Origin of the sequence: Pandoraea sp. NPDC090278 (genome assembly GCF_044772185.1) — a bacterium.
Lineage (GTDB): Bacteria > Pseudomonadota > Gammaproteobacteria > Burkholderiales > Burkholderiaceae > Pandoraea.
Window position 1 is genome coordinate 526,165 of record NZ_JBIVYJ010000002.1, and the last position, 19,412, is coordinate 545,576.

Consider the following 19,412-nt stretch of genomic DNA (forward strand, 5'->3'; position numbering starts at 1 on the left):
GGGGGCGTGACGTACTTAGAACGGTGCGTCGTCTTCGTCGAAGGCGGCATCGTCGGACTTCGACGCTGCCGTCTTGGTCGCGGTCTTTGTCGCCGGTTTGGCCTTGGCCGTCGTCTTCTTGGCGGCCGCCTTCTTGGCCGGTGCCTTGGACGCTGCGGTCTTCGACGCCGTCTTGCGTGCCGGGGCGGCCTTCTCGTCGCCTTCGTCACCCTTCGCGTCGCCGTCGCCCGCCTTCGCGGCGGTCTTCTTCGGGGCTTTCGCCTCGAATTCGAAGCCGATCTTGCCGTCCTTCTGCTTGGCCAGATACGCCTTGAAGGTGCGACCGGTGCGCGACGACTTGAAGTTCGTCAGCAAGTCCGTCTTGCCCTCGGTGAGCAGCTTGTGGATCTGCTCGCGCGTGATTTCCTGCTGGAGAATCACCTTGCCCGATGTGAAGTCGCAGGTCTTCGGATTCGCCACGGCGTTTTCGCACACGTAACGCATACCGTGCTCGAACACGCGACCGTTGCACTTCGGGCAATGGCCGACCGGCTCCTGACCCGTGAAGTCCGGGGCTTCGCCATCTTCGTCGCCGTTGTCCTGACCGAAGTCGAATTCGAGCTTGTAGCCCATTTCGTCATCGGGGGAGAGCTTGATGATGGCCGAGAACGGACGTCCCATCTTGCTGCGGAAACCCGACAGCGGTCCGATCGTCTTGTTCTGCAGCAGCTCTTCGACTTCCGGGATTTCGAACTGACGTCCGCCCGGGATCTTCGAGATCGAGAAGTTGCAGTTCGTGCAGGCGAAACGGCGGTAGTTTTCCTTGACCACACCGCCGCAATGCGGACACGGCGTCGTGAGCGTCGCGTAATCGCCGGGGATGGTGTCGGAATCGTATTCCTTCGCGCGCTTGACGATGGTCTGCGTCATTTGCGCGATTTCGTGCATGAACTCGTCGCGCTTGAGGCCGCCTCGCTCGATCTGCGAGAGCTTGGCTTCCCATTCGCCCGTGAGTTCCGGCAGCGTGAGTTCGTCCACGCCCAGGCCGCGGAGGAGCGTCATCAACTGGAACGCTTTGGCCGTCGGATGCAGCTCGCGGCCTTCGCGCACGAGGTACTTTTCCGTCAGCAAGCCTTCGATGATGGCCGCGCGCGTAGCCGGTGTGCCCAGACCCTTGCCCGCCATCGCTTCGCGCAACTCGCCGTCTTCCACGAGCTTGCCCGCGCCTTCCATGGCGGAAAGCAGCGTCGCTTCGCTGTAGCGTGCAGGTGGTTTGGTTTGCAAACCGACGGCCGCGACCTTGTCGACACCGACCTTTTCGTCCTTGGCGACCGACACGAGATTCGGCTGATCTTCCTTGGTGTCCTTCGCGTCCTTGCCGTCGTCGGCGCCTTCCTTGCCGTAGATGGCGAGCCATCCGGCCTGCACGAGCACCTTGCCTTCGGTCTTGAAGTGATGACCGACCACTTCCGTGATGCGGGTCGTCACCTGATACTCGGCGGCCGGGAAGAACACCGCCAGGAAGCGCTTGACCACGAGGTCGTACAGCTTCTGCTCCGGCTCGGAGAGGTTCTTCGGCGCCTGCAGCGTCGGGATGATGGCGAAGTGATCGCTGATCTTGCTGTTGTCGAAGATCCGCTTGTTCGGCTTGACCCAGCCCTTGTTCAGGACCTGATTGGCGAACTGGTGATAGTTGTTGCTCTCCTTGAGCACCGTCATCGTTTCCTTGACGGTCTCCAGGTAGTCTTCCGGCAGCGCGCGTGCGTCAGTACGCGGGTACGTCAGCACCTTGTGCTTTTCGTACAGCGCCTGCGCCAGACCGAGCGTGTTCTTTGCGGAGAAACCGAAGCGGCTGTTGGCTTCGCGCTGCAAGCTGGTCAGATCGAACAGCAGCGGCGAGAGCTGGCTCGACGGCTTCGATTCTTCCGTGACAGTGCCGTGCTTGCCGCGCACTGCGGCGACGACCGACTCAGCGGCCGCCACGCTCCACAGACGTGAATCGCGCTGCTCGGGATCGAATTCGTTGCGCTTGAAGTTCGGGTCGAACCAGCGGCCTTCGTAGAAGCCCGCTGCGGCAACGAACTCGGCTTTGACTTCCCAGTAGTCGCGCGACACGAACTTGCGAATCTTTTCTTCGCGCTCGACCACGATCGACAGCGTCGGCGTCTGCACGCGACCGACCGTCGTCAGGAAGAAGCCGCCGCCCTTACTGTTGAACGCCGTCATGGCACGCGTGCCATTGATGCCGACCAGCCAGTCGGCCTCGGCACGGCTGCGCGCGGCGTCGGCCAGCGGGAGCATGTCGTTGTCGGTACGCAGACGCTTGAAGCCGTCGCGAATCGATTGCGGCGTCATCGACTGAAGCCACAGACGCTGGACCGGCTGCTTGGCCTTCGCGTGCTGGGCGATCAGACGGAAAATCAGTTCCCCTTCGCGCCCCGCGTCACAGGCGTTGATCAGGACATCGACGTCCTTGCGCTTGATGAGACGGGTGAGCACCTTCAGACGCGACTCGCTCTTGGCGATCGGCTTGAGGTCGAAGTGCGGGGGAATCACGGGAAGGTTGGCGAAGCTCCACTTGCCGCGTTTGACTTCGTAGTCTTCCGGCGCGCCGATTTCGACGAGGTGGCCAACCGCCGACGAGACGACGTAATCGTCGTTCTCGAAGTACTCGTCATGCTTGGTAAAGCCGCCCAGCGCCCGCGCGATGTCATTCGCGACGGACGGTTTCTCGGCAATGATCAGAGCTTTTGACATGACGTTAGGTAATGTTGAGGGGGTGTCGCCAGGCGACATTCGTTGGCTTTATAACATATAGCCAATCCGGCGTTGCCGTCGGATCGGGCACAAGGCGTGCCTGAAAGCGGCACATCATAAGCGCGTCGCAAGCCGTCGGCAAGGGTGGGGCCGACGCGGGCTCACGCGGCCCGCAGATGCTCGCGCAGCGCGGGGGCCGCGACCGTGGCGTTGCCCAGCACGTCGGCGTCGAGCATGCGCTCGAGAATCCCGATGGCTGGCAGTACCGGGCCGAAGAAGCGAGCCTGACCGGCCGATTGCGGTGCATCCTGAACCAGTAATGTCGGGAAATTCTCGATGTCGTGGTCGTCGAGCCAGTCGGCGTGCGTTTCGATATCCACCCAGACGAAACACAGCTCGGGATGCTTCGCGGCCAGTTGCTCGAAGGTTTGCGCGTATTCACGGCAGGTGCCGCACCACGCCGCGCACAGACAGGCCACGAGACGCTTGTTGCCCCCGGCCAGCGCGGCAGCCAGTGCAGAACGGTCGGCGACGGGATCGAAAACGGGCATGGTGTCGGTGATATCGGTTGCTGTGTTTTGGGGGTGACGGGCAGAAGCGCGTTGTTTGACCCTCGTGGCAGGACTGCAGTGGGCCGACATCAGTCGGCTAAAGTCCGTCGGCTGAACCGGCCGCCCGGCAGACGGGCGACATGGCCGCCGAGTTCCAGTGCGCCCAGTTGCGCCAGCACGTCGGCAATACCGAGGCCGGTGCGCTCGCAGAGGGTGTCCGCGTTGACGGGATCATACCCCAGCGCTTTCAGAACCGCTGTCATGCCCGCCGGAGCGTCTGCGGGGCCGACCGGGCTCACGTCCGCCTTCGCCTGCTTCAGACTGACGTGGACTCCCGGCAGGGGCGCTGCGTTCCCGTCATTGCCGCCTTGAGCGTTCCGTCTGCCGTGATCCGGCGTTGCGCCGCTTGCCCGGGAGGGCGAGGGGCGACGTTGACGCTTGCGCTCGCCACGGACGGTGCGTTCCGGGACGGATGGCGTCATACCGAGGGCTTCCAGCACGTCGTCCGGCGAAGCGACGAGGGTGGCCCCGTCCCGAATGAGCACGTGGCAGCCCTGGCTGTGCGGCGAGTGAATCGATCCGGGGACGGCCAGGACGTCGCGTCCCAATTCACCGGCAAGGCGCGCCGTAATGAGCGAGCCGGAGTGCGTGGTTGCTTCGATGACGGTCGTACACCGGGCGAGTGCCGCGATCAGCCGGTTTCGACGGGGGAAGTGCTCGGGCCGGGGCGGTGTGCCGATCGGAAACGCGGACAACATCAGGCCCCGTTCGGCGATCTTTTCGGCCAGTACGCGATGGTGTGTCGGGTAGACGATGTCCGCGCCAGTGCCGACGACCGCACACGTGCCCCCGGACGTCTCCAGTGCGCCTTCATGGGCGGCCGCGTCGATCCCCGCCGCAAGCCCTGACACGACGGCAACCCCAGCGTCCCCCAGCACCCGGGCGAAGTGCCGTGCGTTGTCGCGTCCCTGTGGCGAAGCGCGACGGCTGCCGACTATCGCCACGGCCCGCTCACCGCCGTCTCCCGACCGGTTGACCAGTGTTACGTCGCCCCGGCAGTACAGGATCGGCGGTGTGTCGCCGAGCGTCAGTAACGTCAGCAACGCGCGCGGATAGGCGGTTTCGGACAGAGTGACGACGGCGCATCCTGGTCGACCCGCCCATTCGAGCGTGCTGGCAATTTGCGTCGACAATTCGGCAGACGTGCGCGCCAGCAACCGCCCGACGACGTCCACCGGCACCACGTCGGACAACGCGCCGCGCGACGCCCCGAAGATTGCGCCGGGCGGACCGAAGGCTGAGAGCAGACGTCGGACCGCCGCTGGCGGCACACCCGGCGTGTGGCACAAGCGCAACCAGTCCTTGATTTCCTCTCGGTCCGCACCGATCTGCCCATTGGAAAGCGTTGCCTCGAATTGGGCGGGATTCTCGTTCCCCAACGCGCAGGAATGGCTCGTGAGGCAGGCGGGACGGGCGTCACGGGTGGCAGGGGGCGCGTCGGCCGCCAGCGTCGACGATAGCGCTATGCTAAAATTTTTCATCATCCGGTAAGCATTGACCGGGGGGCCAGAGCAGACGGGGCGTGTGACAGGCATTGCCGCTCGCATCCGTCATCGCACGATTTTGCGTGTGCGCCCGCCCAACAGGCAATGCGGCGAATTCCCGTTTTCATCATGGCATTACTGACAATTCTTCAATATCCCGATCCGCGTCTGCACAAGGTGGCCAAGCCGGTCACTGAGGTGGACGACCGGATCCGTCAACTCGTCAAGGACATGGCCGAGACCATGTACGACGCCCCCGGCATCGGCCTCGCGGCCACGCAGGTCGACGTGCACGAGCAAGTCATCGTGATGGACCTCTCGGAAACGCGCGACGAACTGCGCGTGTTCATCAATCCGAAGATCGTGTGGCGTAGCGACGAACAGAAGGTCTACGAAGAGGGCTGCCTCTCCGTGCCGGGCATTTACGACGAAGTCGAGCGCGCCGATCGTGTGCGCGTCGAAGCGCTCAACGAGAAGGGCGAGAAGTTCGTCATCGACGCCGACGATCTGCTCGCCGTGTGCATTCAGCACGAAATGGATCACCTCAAGGGACGCGTGTTCGTCGAGTACCTCTCGCCGCTCAAGCGCAACCGCATCAAGGCGAAGATGAAGAAGCAGGCCGAACGCGCCTGATCGCTACGGCGCACCCAATCACCCCTTGCCGACAGGTTTGGGTGCGCCGGTAAAGTCCTCTATACTTGCAGCGCTCGCGGGCCATGCGCCCGCCTTCTGCTGCTGCGACGGGGCGTCTCGAACGTCTGCCGTCGGGCCAATCACCCCGACTGTCTGACGAGATGTCCATCGCCACGCCTACGTTGTCTTCCCGTACCCGTTTTGTTTTCTGGCTGAGCGCCGCGCTGCTGTTCGCGTTCCTGCTCGCGGGCCAGTTCGACCGCGACCCCTGGAAAGCCGACGAGCCGTATTCGGTCGGTATGGTGCTCAACTTCTTCCGGGGGCACGATCTGATCGTGCCGCGCGTGGCCGCCGATCCGTTCGTCGAGAAGCCGCCCGTCATGTACTGGACGGGGGCGATGTTCGCGCGTGCGACTTCCGCCGTGCTGCCGGTGTTCCAGGGTGCGCAGTTCGCGGTGCTCGTGTGGCTCGTCATTGCCGTGATCTGCGTAGGACGTCTGGCGCAGCGCCTCTACGGCACCGGCACCTTCAACTGGCTCGCGCCGATGCTCATGGTCGGCAGCTTCGGGGCCATCGAAAACATTCACAAACTCACGGCCGACGTGCCGCAACTGGCCGGTGCCGCACTCGCGCTGGCGGCGCTCGCGCGTCTGGCCCGAGCCGAGAATTCCGCCCGTCTGTGGGGGCTACTCTTCGGCACGGGCGCTGGCATCGCGTTCCTCAGCAAAGGCTTGCTCGTTCCCGGTGTGCTCGGCCTCACGGCGCTGGCCGTCTTCGTGTTGCCCGCGTATCGCACGCGTCGTTACGTGGCGGCGCTCGGCTGGGCATTGCTCGCATCGCTGCCGTGGCTGATCGTCTGGCCGATGCTGTTCTGGCACGCGTCTGAGCCGCTGTTCATCGAGTGGTTCTGGGATAACAACTTCGGCCGGTTCTTCGGCTTCGTGCATCTCGGGGGCGAGCGCAAGTCGTACTGGAACGACGTGACCAGCTTGCTCGGGCTGACCTTCCCGGCGGGCTGGCTCGCCGTGGGGGCGGTGATATCGCAACTGCGCCAAGGCGCGAGCAGACGTCTGCGACGCTTCGTCGGCGAACACCCCGAACTCGCCATGCTGTGGCTCTACGCCGTGCTGTTCGTGTTGACGCTGGTAGTGTCGTCGGCCATCCGCGATATCTATATGTTGTCGCTCTTCCCGGCCATCGCCGTGCTGGGCGCAGGCGTGCGTCTGCCGACGTGGCTGGAGAAGACGTGGTCGGGCGTGGCGCTGGTGCTTATGAGCGTGCTTGGCGTGTTCCTCTGGGTGCGCTGGGGGTTGCAACTGACCGGGAACGGACACGTCGCCGCAGGCCCGATCGGCAAATGGTTGCCGCTCGATTACGTGCTGCCGTTCTCGCCGGGGTTGTTCCTCGCAGGTCTCGTCATCGCGGCATTGTGGGTGACGGCCATCGTGCATCGCCGTGCGCTCGGTGCACTGGTGTTCGGTTTCGCCGGGCTGATGTTCGTCTGGGGAACGCTCTCGACGCTGCTGCTGCCGTGGGTCAACGAAGCGCGCAGCTATCGCACGCCGTTCGCCGCGTTGCATGAGGCGCTGTCGCAAGTGCCGCGGGCAACGAAAGCCATGAAGACGACGGAGACGACAGGGGCAGGAAAATCCGGAGCGAGCGCTTGCATCGGCTCGTTCAACGTGGGTGAATCGGAGCGGGCCATGCTCGACTATTTCATCGACGTGCGCCCGGTGCAGCTCCCGAGTCTCGATGACGCTTCACGCTGCGACACGCTGCTGGTGCTCGACAAGGCGGCGAACCGCATCGCGGTGCCGGATGCCTGGCGCGAGATCTGGCAGGGCGGCCGCGCAGGCGACACGAACGAGCGTTTCCGGGCATTCGTGCCGACCACGCCCGCAGCGCCCGCCACGGCTTCTGCTGCTTCGGCGGCACCCGCCGCCGTTCAGTAAGTCGTCGCATCCGCCGGGGCCCCCGGCAGCACTCAATTTGCACCAAGTCAGCACCCCGCAGGAGGAAGTCCATCATGACGCTTCGCATCGTTTTCGCCGGGACACCGGAATTCGCACAAACCGCGCTCGCCGCCATCGATGCCGCTGGCTTCTCTGTGGAGTTGGTGCTTACTCAGCCCGATCGTCCCGCTGGACGTGGTATGAAGCTTCAGGCGAGTCCCGTCAAACGCTACGCCCAGGAACACGGCATGCCGGTGGCGCAGCCCCCGTCGCTGCGCCGTAACGGCAAGTATCCGGAAGAGGCCACCGCGGCCATCGAGCAATTGCGCGCCCTCGCGCCCGACGTCATGGTGGTGGCGGCCTACGGCCTGATCCTCCCGCAGGAAGTGCTCGATCTGCCGCGCTACGGCTGTCTGAACATCCACGGCTCGCTGCTCCCCCGCTGGCGTGGCGCTGCGCCGATTCACCGTGCCATCGAATCGGGCGACGCCGAGACCGGCATCACCATCATGCAGATGGACGCCGGGCTCGACACCGGTGCGATGATTTCACGCGAAGCCGAACCCATCGGTCCCGAAGATACGACGGCGACGCTGCATGACCGTATGGCGGCGCTGGGCGGAAAGATGATCGTCGAGGCGTTGCAACGGCTCGCACGCGACGGCCATCTGCCGTCCGAAGCGCAGCCCGAGGCGGGCGTCACGTACGCCGAGAAGATCGCCAAGCAGGAAGCGGTGCTCGACTGGCACAAGCCCGCCGAAACGCTGGCGCGGCAGGTGCGGGCGTTCGATCCGTTCCCCGGCGCGCTCGGCACCGTGCACGACACGCCCGTGAAGCTCTGGCGCGCGAGCGCCGTGGCGGGCAAGCCGGGTATTGCCCCCGGCACGGTGCTCGAAGTGAGCGCTGACGCCATCGTCATCGCCTGCGGCGAAGGCGCGCTGCGCGTGACCGAGTGCCAGAAGCCGGGCGGCAAGCGCCTGCCGGTGCGAGAGTTCCTGGCGGGCTTTGCGCTGGCGACGGGAGACGTCTTCACGGCTGGCGCGACGAGCTGAGCGTTTCGCGCCTTCCGATTGATTTTGGGATTCGACGTTCCGGACATCAAAACAGCGCGAAAATGGCGTAAAACGTCTTCGAAGTCGCATGCAAACCCGGTGAACGTCTGAAAAATTAGTCGACACTGGCGCCGGGGACGTTGAATTTTCGTTAAGCGACGCCATCTAACGCCCGAGGACACGCAAAGTGCGTGATCCATGAGGTCATCAAGGATTTGCAGAGGAGAACACTATGTTCAATTGGATGAAGACCACCCTGCTGATGGCGGCCATCACCGCGTTGTTCATGGTGGTGGGTGGCATGATCGGCGGCAAGCAGGGCATGATGCTCGCGCTGGCGTTCGCGCTCGCGATGAATTTCTTTTCGTACTGGTTCTCGGACAAGATGGTGCTGCGCATGTACAACGCGCAGCAAGTCGACGAGACCAGCGCACCGCAGTTCTACAACATGGTGCGGGAGTTGTCGCAGCGTGCCGGTCTGCCGATGCCGAAGGTTTATCTGATCAACGAAGACGCCCCGAACGCGTTCGCGACCGGCCGCAATCCTGAGAACGCTGCGGTGGCGGCCACGACCGGCATTCTGCGCGTGCTCTCCGACCGTGAGCTGCGTGGCGTGATGGCGCACGAGCTGGCCCACGTGAAGCATCGCGACATTCTCATCTCGACGATTTCCGCCACGATGGCCGGTGCGATTTCCGCGCTCGCCAACTTCGCGATGTTCTTCGGTGGACGCGACGAAAACGGCCGTCCGGCCAATCCGATCGCCAGCATTGCCGTGGCGATTCTCGCGCCGCTGGCCGCCTCGCTGATCCAGATGGCGATCTCGCGCGCCCGTGAATTCGAAGCCGACCGGGGCGGTGCAGAGATCTCCGGCGACCCGCAGTCGCTCGCGATGGCACTCGACAAGATTCATCGTTACGCGCAAGGGATTCCGTTCGATACGGCCGAGCAGCACCCGGCCACGGCGCAGATGATGATCATGAATCCGCTGTCCGGCGGGCGGCTCGCGAACCTGTTCTCGACCCACCCGGCGACCGAAGAGCGCGTGGCGCGTCTGATGGAGATGGCGCGCACCGGCCAATACCCCGTCTGATATCCTGTCGGCCGACAGCCGTCCAGTTACCCTCCCATGCCCGCCGTCGTGCGGGCATGTTTGTTTGTAGAACACCCATGCCGCAACCGAGTCTGCCCACCGAATCCCTGGCCTATGTGCTGCAACGCGCCGCACAGGCCGTCGAATCCGTCCAGAAGGGCACCGCATTGCCGCAGGCGCTGACGCAAGCCACCGCACAGTGCGCACCGACCGTGCGTGCTGCCACGCAAGATCTCGCCTACCGCGCCGTGCGACGTCTGGGCAGCAGCCGCGCGTTGCTCGCCGTGCTCGTCAAGCCAGCATTGCAGGCACGCGTGCGCGACATCCTCCTGTGTGCCCTCGCGTTGCTGCAAGACGATGCCGAAGGTGCTGCGTACACCGAATTTACGGTCGTCGATCAGGCGGTCGAAGCCATTGCCGCGCAGCGTCGCACGGCGGCGGCGAAGGGGCTGGCCAACGCGGTGCTGCGACGCTTCCTGCGTGAGCGCAGCGCGTTGATGGCGCAGATCGAGACGCAACCCGAAGCGCGCTGGAATTACCCGACTTGGTGGATCGACACCGTGCGTAGCGCCTATCCCGACCAATGGGAGACGCTGCTGGCTGCTGGTAATGGCCGGGGGCCGATGACGCTGCGCGTGAACACGCGTCGTGTCAGCGTGGACGCCATGCAGGCGGCGCTGACGCAGGCGGGCATGGAGGCCGAGGTCATTGGCCCGGTGGCGCTGCGTCTGGCGCAGGCGGTGCCGGTCGATCGTCTGCCCGGTTTCGCCGACGGATGGGTCTCGGTGCAGGATGCCGGTGCACAACTGGCTGCGCCGTTGGTGCTGGGCGACAATCCGACGCCGGGCATGCGCGTGCTGGATGCCTGCGCAGCCCCTGGCGGCAAGACCGGTCATCTGCTGGAAATGGCGGACGTGCAGGTCACGGCGCTCGAATCGGACCGCACGCGCGTGCCGCGCATCTACGAGAATCTCGAACGTCTCGGGCTGGAAGCGGATGTGCGCATTGGCGATGCGGGCAATCCGTCGAAATGGTCCGGCGGGGGATGGGACGGCGTGCCGTTCGACCGTATTCTGGCCGACGTGCCGTGTTCGGCGGCGGGCATCGTGCGCCGTCATCCGGACATTCGCTGGTTGCGTCGCGAGGCCGATATTGCCGCGCTGGTCGAAGAGCAGCGCCGGATTCTGCTCGCGCTGTGGGAGACGCTGGCCGTGGGCGGCGAACTGATCTATGCGACGTGCTCTGTCTTTCCGGCGGAAAACGAGGAGCAAGCGCAATGGTTTGAACGTGTTCGCACAGATGCGGTACGATTGGACGCTCCCGGGCAATTGCTGATGACCCCTGGCGGCGCCCACGACGGCTTCTACTACGCTCGCTTCCAGAAACGGTGACTTTCTCCCAACGGCTACTGGCCTGCCTGCTGCCACTGCTGCTGTGCGTTTTTGCGCTCGGCTACGCGGCACCCGCGCGCGCCGAAAACGAAATCCAGGTGCGCGAGGCCCGGCTCGAACCGTCGGACGGCGGCTGGTCGCTCGACGCACGCTTCGCCTTCGAGCTCAATAGCAGTCTCGAAGATGCCGTCAATCGCGGCATCTCCCTCTATTTCACGACGGACTTCGAACTGACCCGCTCGCGCTGGTACTGGTTCGACGAAAAGGTCGTGAATACGTCTCAGAGCGTGCGGTTGTGGTTCCAGCCGCTCACGCGTCAGTACCGTGTCTCCAGCAATAACGGCAACAGCAACAGCGGCGGCCTGCAACTCGGCTTCGGTTCGTTGCGCGAAGCACTCGCGCTCGTGCGCAATGTCAGCGGCTGGCGCGTGATCGAGAAGGGCGTGGCCAAGCCGGGCACGCAGTATCAGGTGTCGGTGCGCATGCGGCTCGACAACGCGCTCATGCCCAAGCCGTTCCAGATCGACGCGGTGAACAATCGCGACTGGAACCTCAGTTCTGACTGGACGCGCTTCCTGTTCACCCCCGCGCAACCGCCGGCGTCGGCGAGCTTGTCCGCACCGGCGGTGGCAGGCGTTGCTGCGGCGCTGCCCGTGGCGGCATCTGCTTCCGCGTCGACATCGGCTTCTGCCGCAGTTGCGCCGATCACGCTGGCACCGTCTGCCGCACCTGCGAGCTTCGGCCTGACGGGCATGACTGCGTCGCCCGATGCGACGAGTCCTGCGAACGCCGTTTCGCGTTCGACGAGCAAATTGCCACTGGCCTTCAATGCGGCCCTCCCGCCCGGAGCTGCCCGTGTCAAATAACGGCGGCGGCCTGCTCAAGCACATCGTCATCCGCACGCTGATCGTCACGATGGCGCTGGTCGCCATCGGTCTGTTCGGCCTGCTTGCGCTCGCGTCGGCCAATACCGAATTCTTCGATCGCTACTATTCGCTGCTCTACACCGCGAATATCGCGGTCGCATTCATCTTCGTCTTCATCGTCGGCGCGCTCGTCTGGATCATTCTCGTGCGGCTGCGCCAGCGACGTTTCGGCACGCGACTGCTCGCCAAGCTCGCAATCTTCTTCGCGCTGGTGGGCGTGCTGCCGGGCGGCATCATCTATCTCGTGTCGCTGCAATTCGTCTCGCGCAGCATTGAATCGTGGTTCGACGTGCGGGTCGAAACGGCGCTCGATTCCGGTCTCGAACTCGGGCGCGCGATCCTGAACAACGGTCTGTCCGATCTGAGTGCGAAGGCGCAACTGGTGGCCGACAATCTGGCATCGAGCGGCGAGAAGGGCGGCACGCTCACGCTGCTACGCATGCGAGATCAGTTCGGCTTGCAGGACGCGACCATCGTCGACGGCAACGGTCGCGTGCTGGCCTCGGCCTCCGGCAACTTCAACGCGCTGGTGCCCGATCTGCCCACGACGCTGATGTTGCGACAAGCGCGCACGCAGCCACGTGGCTACACGGCCATCGAAGGTGGCAGCGAAGGCTACGACCGGCACGAAGGACACGATCAGTTGCGCTGGCGGGTGGTGATCCGCATTCCGTCGAGTTACACGTCGTCGTTGCAGGACGACGAACGGTTTCTGCAAGTCACCCAACTGGTCCCGGCCAATCTGGCCAAGAGCGCCGAGGCCGTGCAGAACGCTTATCGCGAATATCAGGAGAAGGCGTTGGGACGCACGGGCCTTCGCAAGATGTACATCGGTACGCTGACGCTATCGCTGTTCCTTGCGACCTTCGTGGCGATGATGCTCGCGCTGGCACTCGGCAGTCAGCTGGCGCGTCCGCTGTTCCTGCTCGCACGCGGCACGCAGGAAGTCGCGGCTGGCGACTTGTCGCCCAAGGGGGAAGTGCGCACCAATGACGAACTGGGTTTCCTGACGCAGGCGTTCAATGCGATGACGCGCCAGTTGTCCGACGCGCGCGCCACGGTGGAGCGCAACCGTCTCGCGCTGGAAAGTTCGAAGGCGCACCTGGAGTCCATTCTGTCGAGCCTGACGGCGGGTGTGTTCGTGTTCGACCGCGATTTCCGACTGACGACGGCCAACGCGGGCGCCGAGCGCATCTTCAAGCAAAGTTTTCAGGGTGAATTGAATCGCTCGCCCGCACATATTCCGGCGCTGGTAGAGTTCGGTGAAACGCTGCGTCGCGCGTTCGCCGATCGCGACGCCAATGCCGACCTCGGTCCGGGCGGGCACTGGCAGCAGCAGATCGGTCTGACGCTGCCAGGCGAAACCGACGGCGTGACGCTGCTGGTGCGCGGCTCGCATCTGCCGGAGCCGATGGTGGCGGTGGCCGGGGTGCCGACCAGCGCAGGCGGCGGCTACGTGGTGGTGTTCGACGACATCAGCGACGTGATCTCTGCGCAGCGCTCGGTGGCATGGGCCGAAGTGGCGCGACGTCTGGCGCACGAGATCAAGAATCCGCTCACGCCGATTCAGCTCTCGGCGGAACGTTTGCAGATGAAGCTGTTCGACAAGCTGCCGCCGGCCGACGCCGAAGTGCTGCGCAAGGGCGCGACGACCATCGTCAATCAGGTGGCGGCGATGAAACGCATGGTGGACGATTTCCGCGACTATGCGCGACTGCCGCCCGCGATCATGCATCCGTTGCAACTTAACGAGCTGATTGGCGAGGTATTGACGTTGTACGGTGTGGATGAGGGGCGCGGCACGATCCGTCCGTACCTCGATGCCGAGCTGCCGGAAATTCGCGGAGACTCGACGCAATTGCGGCAGGTTATCCATAATCTGCTGCAGAATGCTCAAGATGCGGTCGGCGGAACCGAAAACCCTCTTATCACGGTGGAAACGAAGACAGTAGAATACGCAGGAACGGATGTGCATCCCGGCGAACCGAAGCGCACAGCAGTGCGTCTGACGATCACGGACAATGGGCCGGGCTTTCCGGCGCGCATTCTGACCCGTGCATTCGAACCCTACGTGACGACCAAGTCGAAGGGCACCGGGCTCGGGTTGGCGATGGTCAAGAAGATCATCGACGAGCATCAGGCGCGTATCGATATCCGTAACCGGTCTTTACCCGAGGGCGAAGGCAGTGCAGGTGCACAGATTTCGATCTTGTTTACTCAATTGGCTGACGACCAGGAACTGCCGCGCAGCAAGCCGGCAGAACACACGAAGGTAGCGTAAATGGCAACCATTTTGGTGGTGGATGACGAAATGGGGATCCGGGAGCTGCTCTCGGAGATTCTGAGCGACGAGGGGCATGCCGTGGAGGTGGCGGAGAACGCGCAGGAAGCGCGCGCTTTCCGTGCCGCACACACGCCCGATCTCGTGCTGCTCGATATCTGGATGCCCGATACCGACGGCGTGACCTTGCTCAAGGAATGGGCGGCACAGCAGTTGCTGACCATGCCCGTGATCATGATGTCCGGGCATGCCACGATCGACACCGCCGTCGAGGCGACGAAGATCGGCGCGCTCAACTTCCTCGAGAAGCCCATCGCCCTGCAAAAGCTGTTGCAGGCGGTGGAGCAGGGGCTGGCGCGCGGCAAACGCGAAGCGTCCGGTGGGGCGGCAAGCGCCTTCGAAGGCGATGATGAGGCGCTCGAAGCCGGTGTCTTCGGCGAGAGCGAGCCGCGTCACGCGGGGGCGGGCCTGAATGGTACGGCCTCGCATCACGTGCCGCTCGGCGTGAGCGATGCAGACGGCGTGAGCGGTCTTGCCGGTGCAGGCATGTCGGCGGACATCTCCTTCGACGTCCCGCTGCGCGAAGCCCGCGACGCCTTCGAACGCGCTTACTTTGCTTACCATCTGGCCAAGGAACACGGCAGCATGACGCGCGTGGCCGAGAAGACCGGGCTGGAACGCACGCACTTGTATCGTAAGCTCAAGCAACTGGGCGTCGAACTTTCCAAGAGCAAGACCTGATGGAACGGCGGTGTGGCGCGCGCAATGGCGCCGTCATGCCGCTTCGCTGCAGATTTTTTAGAGGAAGGGCTTGCGCAAAGCGTATTCGTTCTCTATAATCGCTTTTCTCTTGGCCCGGTAGCTCAGTTGGTAGAGCAGCGGATTGAAAATCCGCGTGTCGTTGGTTCGATTCCGACCCAGGCCACCAAATTCGAAGGGCTTGCGCATATCGCAAGCCCTTTTTGCGTTTGACCGAAAACGCTGCCCGATGATGGGTATAACGGCCCGGCGATAGCTGCGCGGGGCAACGCGGTTCAAAATCGCGTGACAACTCCCGCACGCGGGTTGCCCGGAAGGTCCGGGGACGTCGAGACTTCGGTTTCCGTACGTCCCGAATGTCCGAAAGGTCCGATCTTCGATGGCAGCCGCTAGCGCGTGCCCCGGCCCCCACTGTCGCGATGCCTCGATGCTCCGACGGCAAGGGCGATACTGCTAGCGCATGATCATGACGACAAGCACCGATTCCGCTCTGGTTCTGTTCTCCGGTGGACAGGATTCGACCACCTGCCTCGCGTGGGCGCTCTCGCGCTACGCGCGCGTCGAGACGCTGGGTTTCGATTACGGCCAGCGCCATAGCGTCGAGCTGGAATGCCGCACCGACGTGCTGGCCAAGCTCCGCGAACGTTTTCCGCATTGGGCGCCGCGAATGGGCGACGATCACATGATCGACCTGTCGATTCTCGGTCAGATCAGCGAAACCTCGCTCACCCGCGAAACCACGATTGCGATGGCGGCGAACAATCTGCCGAACACTTTCGTGCCGGGACGAAATCTGCTGTTTCTGACGATTGGTGCGACCATTGCATATCGCCGCGGTTTGCGCGTGCTCGTCGGCGGTATGTGCGAGACGGATTTCTCGGGCTACCCCGATTGCCGCGACGACACCATGAAGGCGCTTCAGGTCGCGCTCAATCTGGGCATGGACCAGCGCTTCATCGTCGAGACGCCGCTGATGTGGATCGACAAGGCCGATACGTGGCAGATGGCGCAGGATCTGGGCGGCGACGTGCTCGTCGAGACCGTGCGCGAAGACACGCACACGTGCTATCTGGGCGAGCGCAGCGTGCTGCACCCGTGGGGCTACGGATGTGGCGAATGCCCGGCGTGCCAGTTGCGCCAGCGCGGCTACGAGCAGTGGCGCGCACGCGGTAACCAGAATCAGGGTCGCCAGGCGGTCTGATTCTTCATAGTCGAATCGAGAGCATCATGACGTACGCGGTAAAGGAAATCTTCTACACATTGCAGGGCGAGGGCGCGAATGCCGGACGCCCGGCCGTGTTCTGCCGGTTTGCAGGCTGCAACCTGTGGACCGGGCGCGAAGAGGACCGTGCCGACGCCGTCTGCCAGTTCTGCGATACGGACTTCGTCGGCACCGATGGCGAGAACGGCGGCAAGTACCGCACGCCGGCCGACCTCGTCGCACAGGTCGTCGCCCTGTGGCCGCAGGATGACCGCGCGCACCGCTTCATCGTGTGTACTGGCGGTGAACCGCTGCTTCAGCTCGACGCCCCGCTGATCGCTGCGCTGCATGCCGAGGGTTTTCGCATTGCCGTGGAAACCAATGGCACGCAAGCCATTCCTGAAGGTATCGACTGGGTGTGCGTGAGCCCGAAGGCCGATGCCGAAATGGTCGTCACGCGTGGCGACGAACTGAAGGTGGTGGTGCCGCAGGATCGTCAGCGGCTGACCGATTACGAAGCGCTCGACTTCACGCACTTCTATCTGCAACCGATGGATGGCCCGTTGCGGGACACGAATACCAAGCTGGCGATCGACTATTGCAAGTCGCACCCGCGCTGGTCGTTGTCGATGCAGACGCACAAATACCTGAATATTCCCTGAGCCGTTGCTGTGATTACGATTACCCGGAAACTCGAATTCGATGCGGGCCACCGCATTCCCGATCACCGAAGCCAGTGCCGTAACCTGCACGGGCATCGCTATGTGCTCGAAATCACGCTTGCAGGCGAAGTGAGCCGTGAGAGCGGTGCGTCCGACAACGGCATGGTGATGGACTTTGCCGACGTGAAGGCGCTCGCCAACGAGCATCTGGTCTCCGTGTGGGACCATGCGTTCCTCGTTTACGAAGGTGACACGGCTGTGCGCACTTTCCTTGAGACGATGCCCGACCACAAGACCGTGGTGTTCGACCGCGTGCCGACCGTCGAGAATCTCGCGGCTGCCGCGTTCGACAAGCTGAGCCATGTGTTCGACGCGCATTACGGTCGCGACCTGCGTCTGGTGCGTCTGCGTTTGTACGAGACGCCGAACTGCTGGTCGGAAGTGACCGCCTGAGCCCGCGGCTTGCGCGAATCGACCGTTATCCTCTGGGATGACGCCCGAGATGTCACGGAACCGATACTTCACCCGCAATCGCGACGGCTGCCGGTGAACGCTTGACCGAAAGTGGAAACCCGCCAGATCACGCGTCTGGCGGGTTTTTCATTTTTCGGAGAAGTCATGGCCAGAGTAGACACCGCGATACGCATTTCCACGGCCTACAATTTCGTCGCCCGAGACTCGGAGACGGGTGTCCGGCTATATTCGGTTCGCCGCCTCAATTCGGATGTCGGCATCGGGTCGCTCGATCGGGCGGCGAACAGGTTGCTCATCGACATGACGCCGGACTATCGCACGGCGAACCTGGCGAGGGACAGGCAAACGCTTGAGTCGTCACTGCATTTGGCTCGTCGTGGACACGATGCGTTTCGCACGCATATCGCTAGCGTGCGCTCGGTCCGAGATGGCAGGGAAGACGGGCTGAGACCTCCGCACTACATCGCTGCCGAACCGAGCGCCCCCGAGGTGCAGAGCGACACGCTTGCACAAGTCCAGCGTCCGTACGGTGATCCGCCGCCGCCGTACGCGTTGCCCGGGCAACTACCTGAGTTGCTGCCGCCCGGCCCACCGCCTGCCTACTCAGCGGAGGATGCCTGGCAAAGCCACTTTGTCAGGCCGTCAGCGCCACCGCAGGACGACGAGCAGTCCACCATCTCCCGCTATCTCGACGCGGGCTATCCGCGCTCCGACGTGTGACGTCGCCCCGGCAAATCGCGAGAATCCGGCTGTCGCGCTATGATGCGGCTGGTTACACGTAACTCGCATCTATAACGTCAATCGCCAACACCCGATATCGCGAAGGGGGACTCCCATGATCAAGACATTGCTGCGCGGCCTGCTGACCGCATTCCTGTTCACCGTTTTTGCTGTGCCCGCCACGTCGGCATTTGCGGAAGACAAGGTCGTGTATCACATCAACGACGCCGAGCATCAAGCACTCGCAGGCTTGCGCAACATCCGCAACCAGCTGGACACGGTGCCGGACACCAAGATCGTGGTCGTCGCGCATTCGCAGGGCGTCGATTTTCTGATGGAGAGTTACAAGGATGCGGCGACCGTCGGGCCGCTGATCTCGGCGCTGCACGCGCGCGGCGTCAAGTTCGAGGTGTGCGAAATCACGCTCAAGCAGCGCAATCTGAAGAAGGACCAGTTCGTGCTGGACGCGGACTTCACGCCGTCCGGCGTGGTCGAACTCACGCGCTTGCAGCAAAAGGGATATTCCTACATCAAGCCGTAAGCGCTTAAGTGTCTAAGCACGATAGCGCGACCGCGCTCTCACCCCGAAGCCCCGGTCCAAGCCGGGGCTTTTTGTTTGGCGCACAATAGGCGTACGTCCGTTCCCGGAGGTGTGCCATGACCCGTACCGTCCCGACGTCGTTCGCCCTGCGCCGCGTGTTTGCCGGTGCCGTCATCGTGCTTGCAGGCGTTGCGTGTGCCCCGGTGCCCTACGCGGTCGCTGCCGCACAGGCGCCAGCGCAGGCTCTCACCGACCAGGCCGTGCATCAGTACGAGGCGGGCCAGCAAACGCAGGCGCTCGATGCGTTTCGCCGCGCTGCCGAGCAGGGCAATCGCCTGGCGCAGTTCGATTACGCGATGATGCTGCTCAACGGCGAGGGGGTGACGGCCGATCCCAACGGCGCTGTGCAATGGCTGGAACGGGCGGCCAACGCGGGCATGACGCAGGCGCAATACGTCTACGGCAAGATGTTCGACGACGGCTACGTCGTGAACAAATCGATTCCTCAGGCCAACCTCTGGTACGAGAAAGCCGCGAAGCAGGGCCACGTGCAGGCGCAAGCGGCCATCGCCAACGAGTACTTCATCGGGCGGGGCGTGCCCAAAGACTACAAGACGGCCTTCACCTGGTACGAAAAAGCGGCGCGCGGCGGCGACCTGCCATCGCAATACATCGTGGCGAGCTATTACGAGCGTGGCTACGGCGTGGTGACGCCCGATCCCGAGCGCGCACGCCTGTGGTACGAGAAGGCCGCTGCACAGGGCGACGTCGCCGCTCAGGGCAAGCTCGACGCCATGAATCGCGAGCGCGCACAACGCCCATCCCCCCTTCTGCCCACTCAGCCCGCACCAGCCGCGCGATAGCGCAGCGGATTTTTGAAGTCCTGATCACGCATC

Annotated in this window: 16 protein-coding genes, 1 tRNA gene and 1 pseudogene; 15 read left to right on the plus strand and 3 right to left on the minus strand. The window is 63.8% G+C overall.

All coding sequences use genetic code 11. The annotated features are described in order from the left end of the window. Positions 1-15: 15 nt before the first annotated feature. From ACIQWO_RS10665 to dprA, 3 genes are all read right to left on the minus strand, one after another. Positions 16-2,736, minus strand: a complete 2,721-nt coding sequence (locus ACIQWO_RS10665; RefSeq protein ID WP_402823010.1) for a DNA topoisomerase III — start codon at positions 2,734-2,736, stop codon at positions 16-18. Positions 2,737-2,897: 161 nt separating this feature from the next. Further along, entirely contained in the window at positions 2,898-3,287 is a 390-nt protein-coding gene (locus ACIQWO_RS10670; RefSeq protein WP_402823013.1) for a thioredoxin family protein, read from the minus strand. Between the two features lie 89 nt (positions 3,288-3,376). After that, positions 3,377-4,831, minus strand: coding sequence for a DNA-processing protein DprA (gene dprA, locus ACIQWO_RS10675; RefSeq protein WP_402823016.1), 1,455 nt, complete (start codon positions 4,829-4,831; stop codon positions 3,377-3,379). A gap of 129 nt (positions 4,832-4,960) precedes the next feature. Here dprA and def point away from each other — a divergent pair, with 129 nt between their 5' ends. The 15 genes and pseudogenes from def to ACIQWO_RS10750 all read left to right on the plus strand — a co-directional run bounded on the left by def (position 4,961) and on the right by ACIQWO_RS10750 (position 19,379). Further along, on the plus strand, positions 4,961-5,464 hold the full coding sequence (def, locus tag ACIQWO_RS10680) for a peptide deformylase (protein WP_039394591.1): 504 nt from the start codon (positions 4,961-4,963) through the stop codon (positions 5,462-5,464). 83 nt (positions 5,465-5,547) lie between these two features. Beyond that, positions 5,548-7,416, plus strand: coding sequence for an ArnT family glycosyltransferase (locus ACIQWO_RS10685; protein WP_402823021.1), 1,869 nt, complete (start codon positions 5,548-5,550; stop codon positions 7,414-7,416). A 74-nt stretch (positions 7,417-7,490) separates the two neighbouring features. Next, the gene (fmt, locus tag ACIQWO_RS10690; RefSeq protein WP_402823024.1) at positions 7,491-8,468 is read left to right on the plus strand and encodes a methionyl-tRNA formyltransferase; all 978 of its coding nucleotides are present in this window, start codon (positions 7,491-7,493) and stop codon (positions 8,466-8,468) included. A gap of 232 nt (positions 8,469-8,700) precedes the next feature. Beyond that, entirely contained in the window at positions 8,701-9,561 is an 861-nt protein-coding gene (gene htpX, locus ACIQWO_RS10695) for a zinc metalloprotease HtpX (protein ID WP_039394597.1), read from the plus strand. A 56-nt stretch (positions 9,562-9,617) separates the two neighbouring features. Further along, on the plus strand, positions 9,618-10,952 hold the full coding sequence (gene rsmB, locus ACIQWO_RS10700) for a 16S rRNA (cytosine(967)-C(5))-methyltransferase RsmB (RefSeq protein ID WP_402823028.1): 1,335 nt from the start codon (positions 9,618-9,620) through the stop codon (positions 10,950-10,952). Then, a pseudogene (locus ACIQWO_RS10705) lies at positions 10,949-11,545 on the plus strand (DUF4390 domain-containing protein); the annotation flags it as partial. The gene rsmB and the pseudogene ACIQWO_RS10705, both read left to right, overlap by 4 nt. A 235-nt stretch (positions 11,546-11,780) precedes the next feature. After that, positions 11,781-14,159 (plus strand): ATP-binding protein, encoded by a 2,379-nt coding sequence (locus ACIQWO_RS10710; protein ID WP_402823031.1) that lies wholly within the window; start codon positions 11,781-11,783, stop codon positions 14,157-14,159. Further along, complete coding sequence (locus ACIQWO_RS10715; protein ID WP_402823034.1) at positions 14,160-14,900, plus strand: response regulator; 741 nt, start codon at positions 14,160-14,162, stop codon at positions 14,898-14,900. A gap of 111 nt (positions 14,901-15,011) precedes the next feature. Then, positions 15,012-15,087, plus strand: a tRNA-Phe gene (locus tag ACIQWO_RS10720). Between the two features lie 291 nt (positions 15,088-15,378). Next, positions 15,379-16,119 (plus strand): 7-cyano-7-deazaguanine synthase QueC, encoded by a 741-nt coding sequence (gene queC / locus ACIQWO_RS10725; RefSeq protein WP_402823036.1) that lies wholly within the window; start codon positions 15,379-15,381, stop codon positions 16,117-16,119. Between the two features lie 26 nt (positions 16,120-16,145). Then, positions 16,146-16,781: a 7-carboxy-7-deazaguanine synthase gene (gene queE / locus ACIQWO_RS10730; protein ID WP_402823039.1), complete on the plus strand. Its 636-nt coding sequence runs from the start codon at positions 16,146-16,148 to the stop codon at positions 16,779-16,781. A gap of 9 nt (positions 16,782-16,790) precedes the next feature. Further along, a complete protein-coding gene (gene queD / locus ACIQWO_RS10735) occupies positions 16,791-17,234 on the plus strand; it encodes a 6-carboxytetrahydropterin synthase QueD (protein ID WP_039394613.1) in 444 nt (147 codons plus the stop codon). A gap of 165 nt (positions 17,235-17,399) precedes the next feature. Beyond that, on the plus strand, positions 17,400-17,975 hold the full coding sequence (locus ACIQWO_RS10740) for a hypothetical protein (protein ID WP_402823043.1): 576 nt from the start codon (positions 17,400-17,402) through the stop codon (positions 17,973-17,975). A 118-nt stretch (positions 17,976-18,093) separates the two neighbouring features. Continuing rightward, the gene (locus ACIQWO_RS10745; RefSeq protein WP_150664193.1) at positions 18,094-18,516 is read left to right on the plus strand and encodes a DsrE family protein; all 423 of its coding nucleotides are present in this window, start codon (positions 18,094-18,096) and stop codon (positions 18,514-18,516) included. A 116-nt stretch (positions 18,517-18,632) separates the two neighbouring features. Next, complete coding sequence (locus ACIQWO_RS10750; protein ID WP_402823046.1) at positions 18,633-19,379, plus strand: tetratricopeptide repeat protein; 747 nt, start codon at positions 18,633-18,635, stop codon at positions 19,377-19,379. Positions 19,380-19,412: the final 33 nt, after the last annotated feature.

Coding starts and splice junctions, on each gene's coding strand:
- ACIQWO_RS10750 (WP_402823046.1), top strand. CDS start 18,633: ATGACCCGTACCGTCCCGACGTCGTTCGCCCTGCGCCGCGTGTTTGCC.
- def (WP_039394591.1), top strand. CDS start 4,961: ATGGCATTACTGACAATTCTTCAATATCCCGATCCGCGTCTGCACAAG.
- ACIQWO_RS10665 (WP_402823010.1), bottom strand. CDS start 2,736: ATGTCAAAAGCTCTGATCATTGCCGAGAAACCGTCCGTCGCGAATGAC.
- ACIQWO_RS10715 (WP_402823034.1), top strand. CDS start 14,160: ATGGCAACCATTTTGGTGGTGGATGACGAAATGGGGATCCGGGAGCTG.
- htpX (WP_039394597.1), top strand. CDS start 8,701: ATGTTCAATTGGATGAAGACCACCCTGCTGATGGCGGCCATCACCGCG.
- queE (WP_402823039.1), top strand. CDS start 16,146: ATGACGTACGCGGTAAAGGAAATCTTCTACACATTGCAGGGCGAGGGC.
- ACIQWO_RS10670 (WP_402823013.1), bottom strand. CDS start 3,287: ATGCCCGTTTTCGATCCCGTCGCCGACCGTTCTGCACTGGCTGCCGCG.
- fmt (WP_402823024.1), top strand. CDS start 7,491: ATGACGCTTCGCATCGTTTTCGCCGGGACACCGGAATTCGCACAAACC.
- queC (WP_402823036.1), top strand. CDS start 15,379: ATGATCATGACGACAAGCACCGATTCCGCTCTGGTTCTGTTCTCCGGT.
- ACIQWO_RS10740 (WP_402823043.1), top strand. CDS start 17,400: ATGGCCAGAGTAGACACCGCGATACGCATTTCCACGGCCTACAATTTC.
- ACIQWO_RS10685 (WP_402823021.1), top strand. CDS start 5,548: ATGCGCCCGCCTTCTGCTGCTGCGACGGGGCGTCTCGAACGTCTGCCG.
- rsmB (WP_402823028.1), top strand. CDS start 9,618: ATGTTTGTTTGTAGAACACCCATGCCGCAACCGAGTCTGCCCACCGAA.
- ACIQWO_RS10710 (WP_402823031.1), top strand. CDS start 11,781: ATGCGGCCCTCCCGCCCGGAGCTGCCCGTGTCAAATAACGGCGGCGGC.
- dprA (WP_402823016.1), bottom strand. CDS start 4,831: ATGATGAAAAATTTTAGCATAGCGCTATCGTCGACGCTGGCGGCCGAC.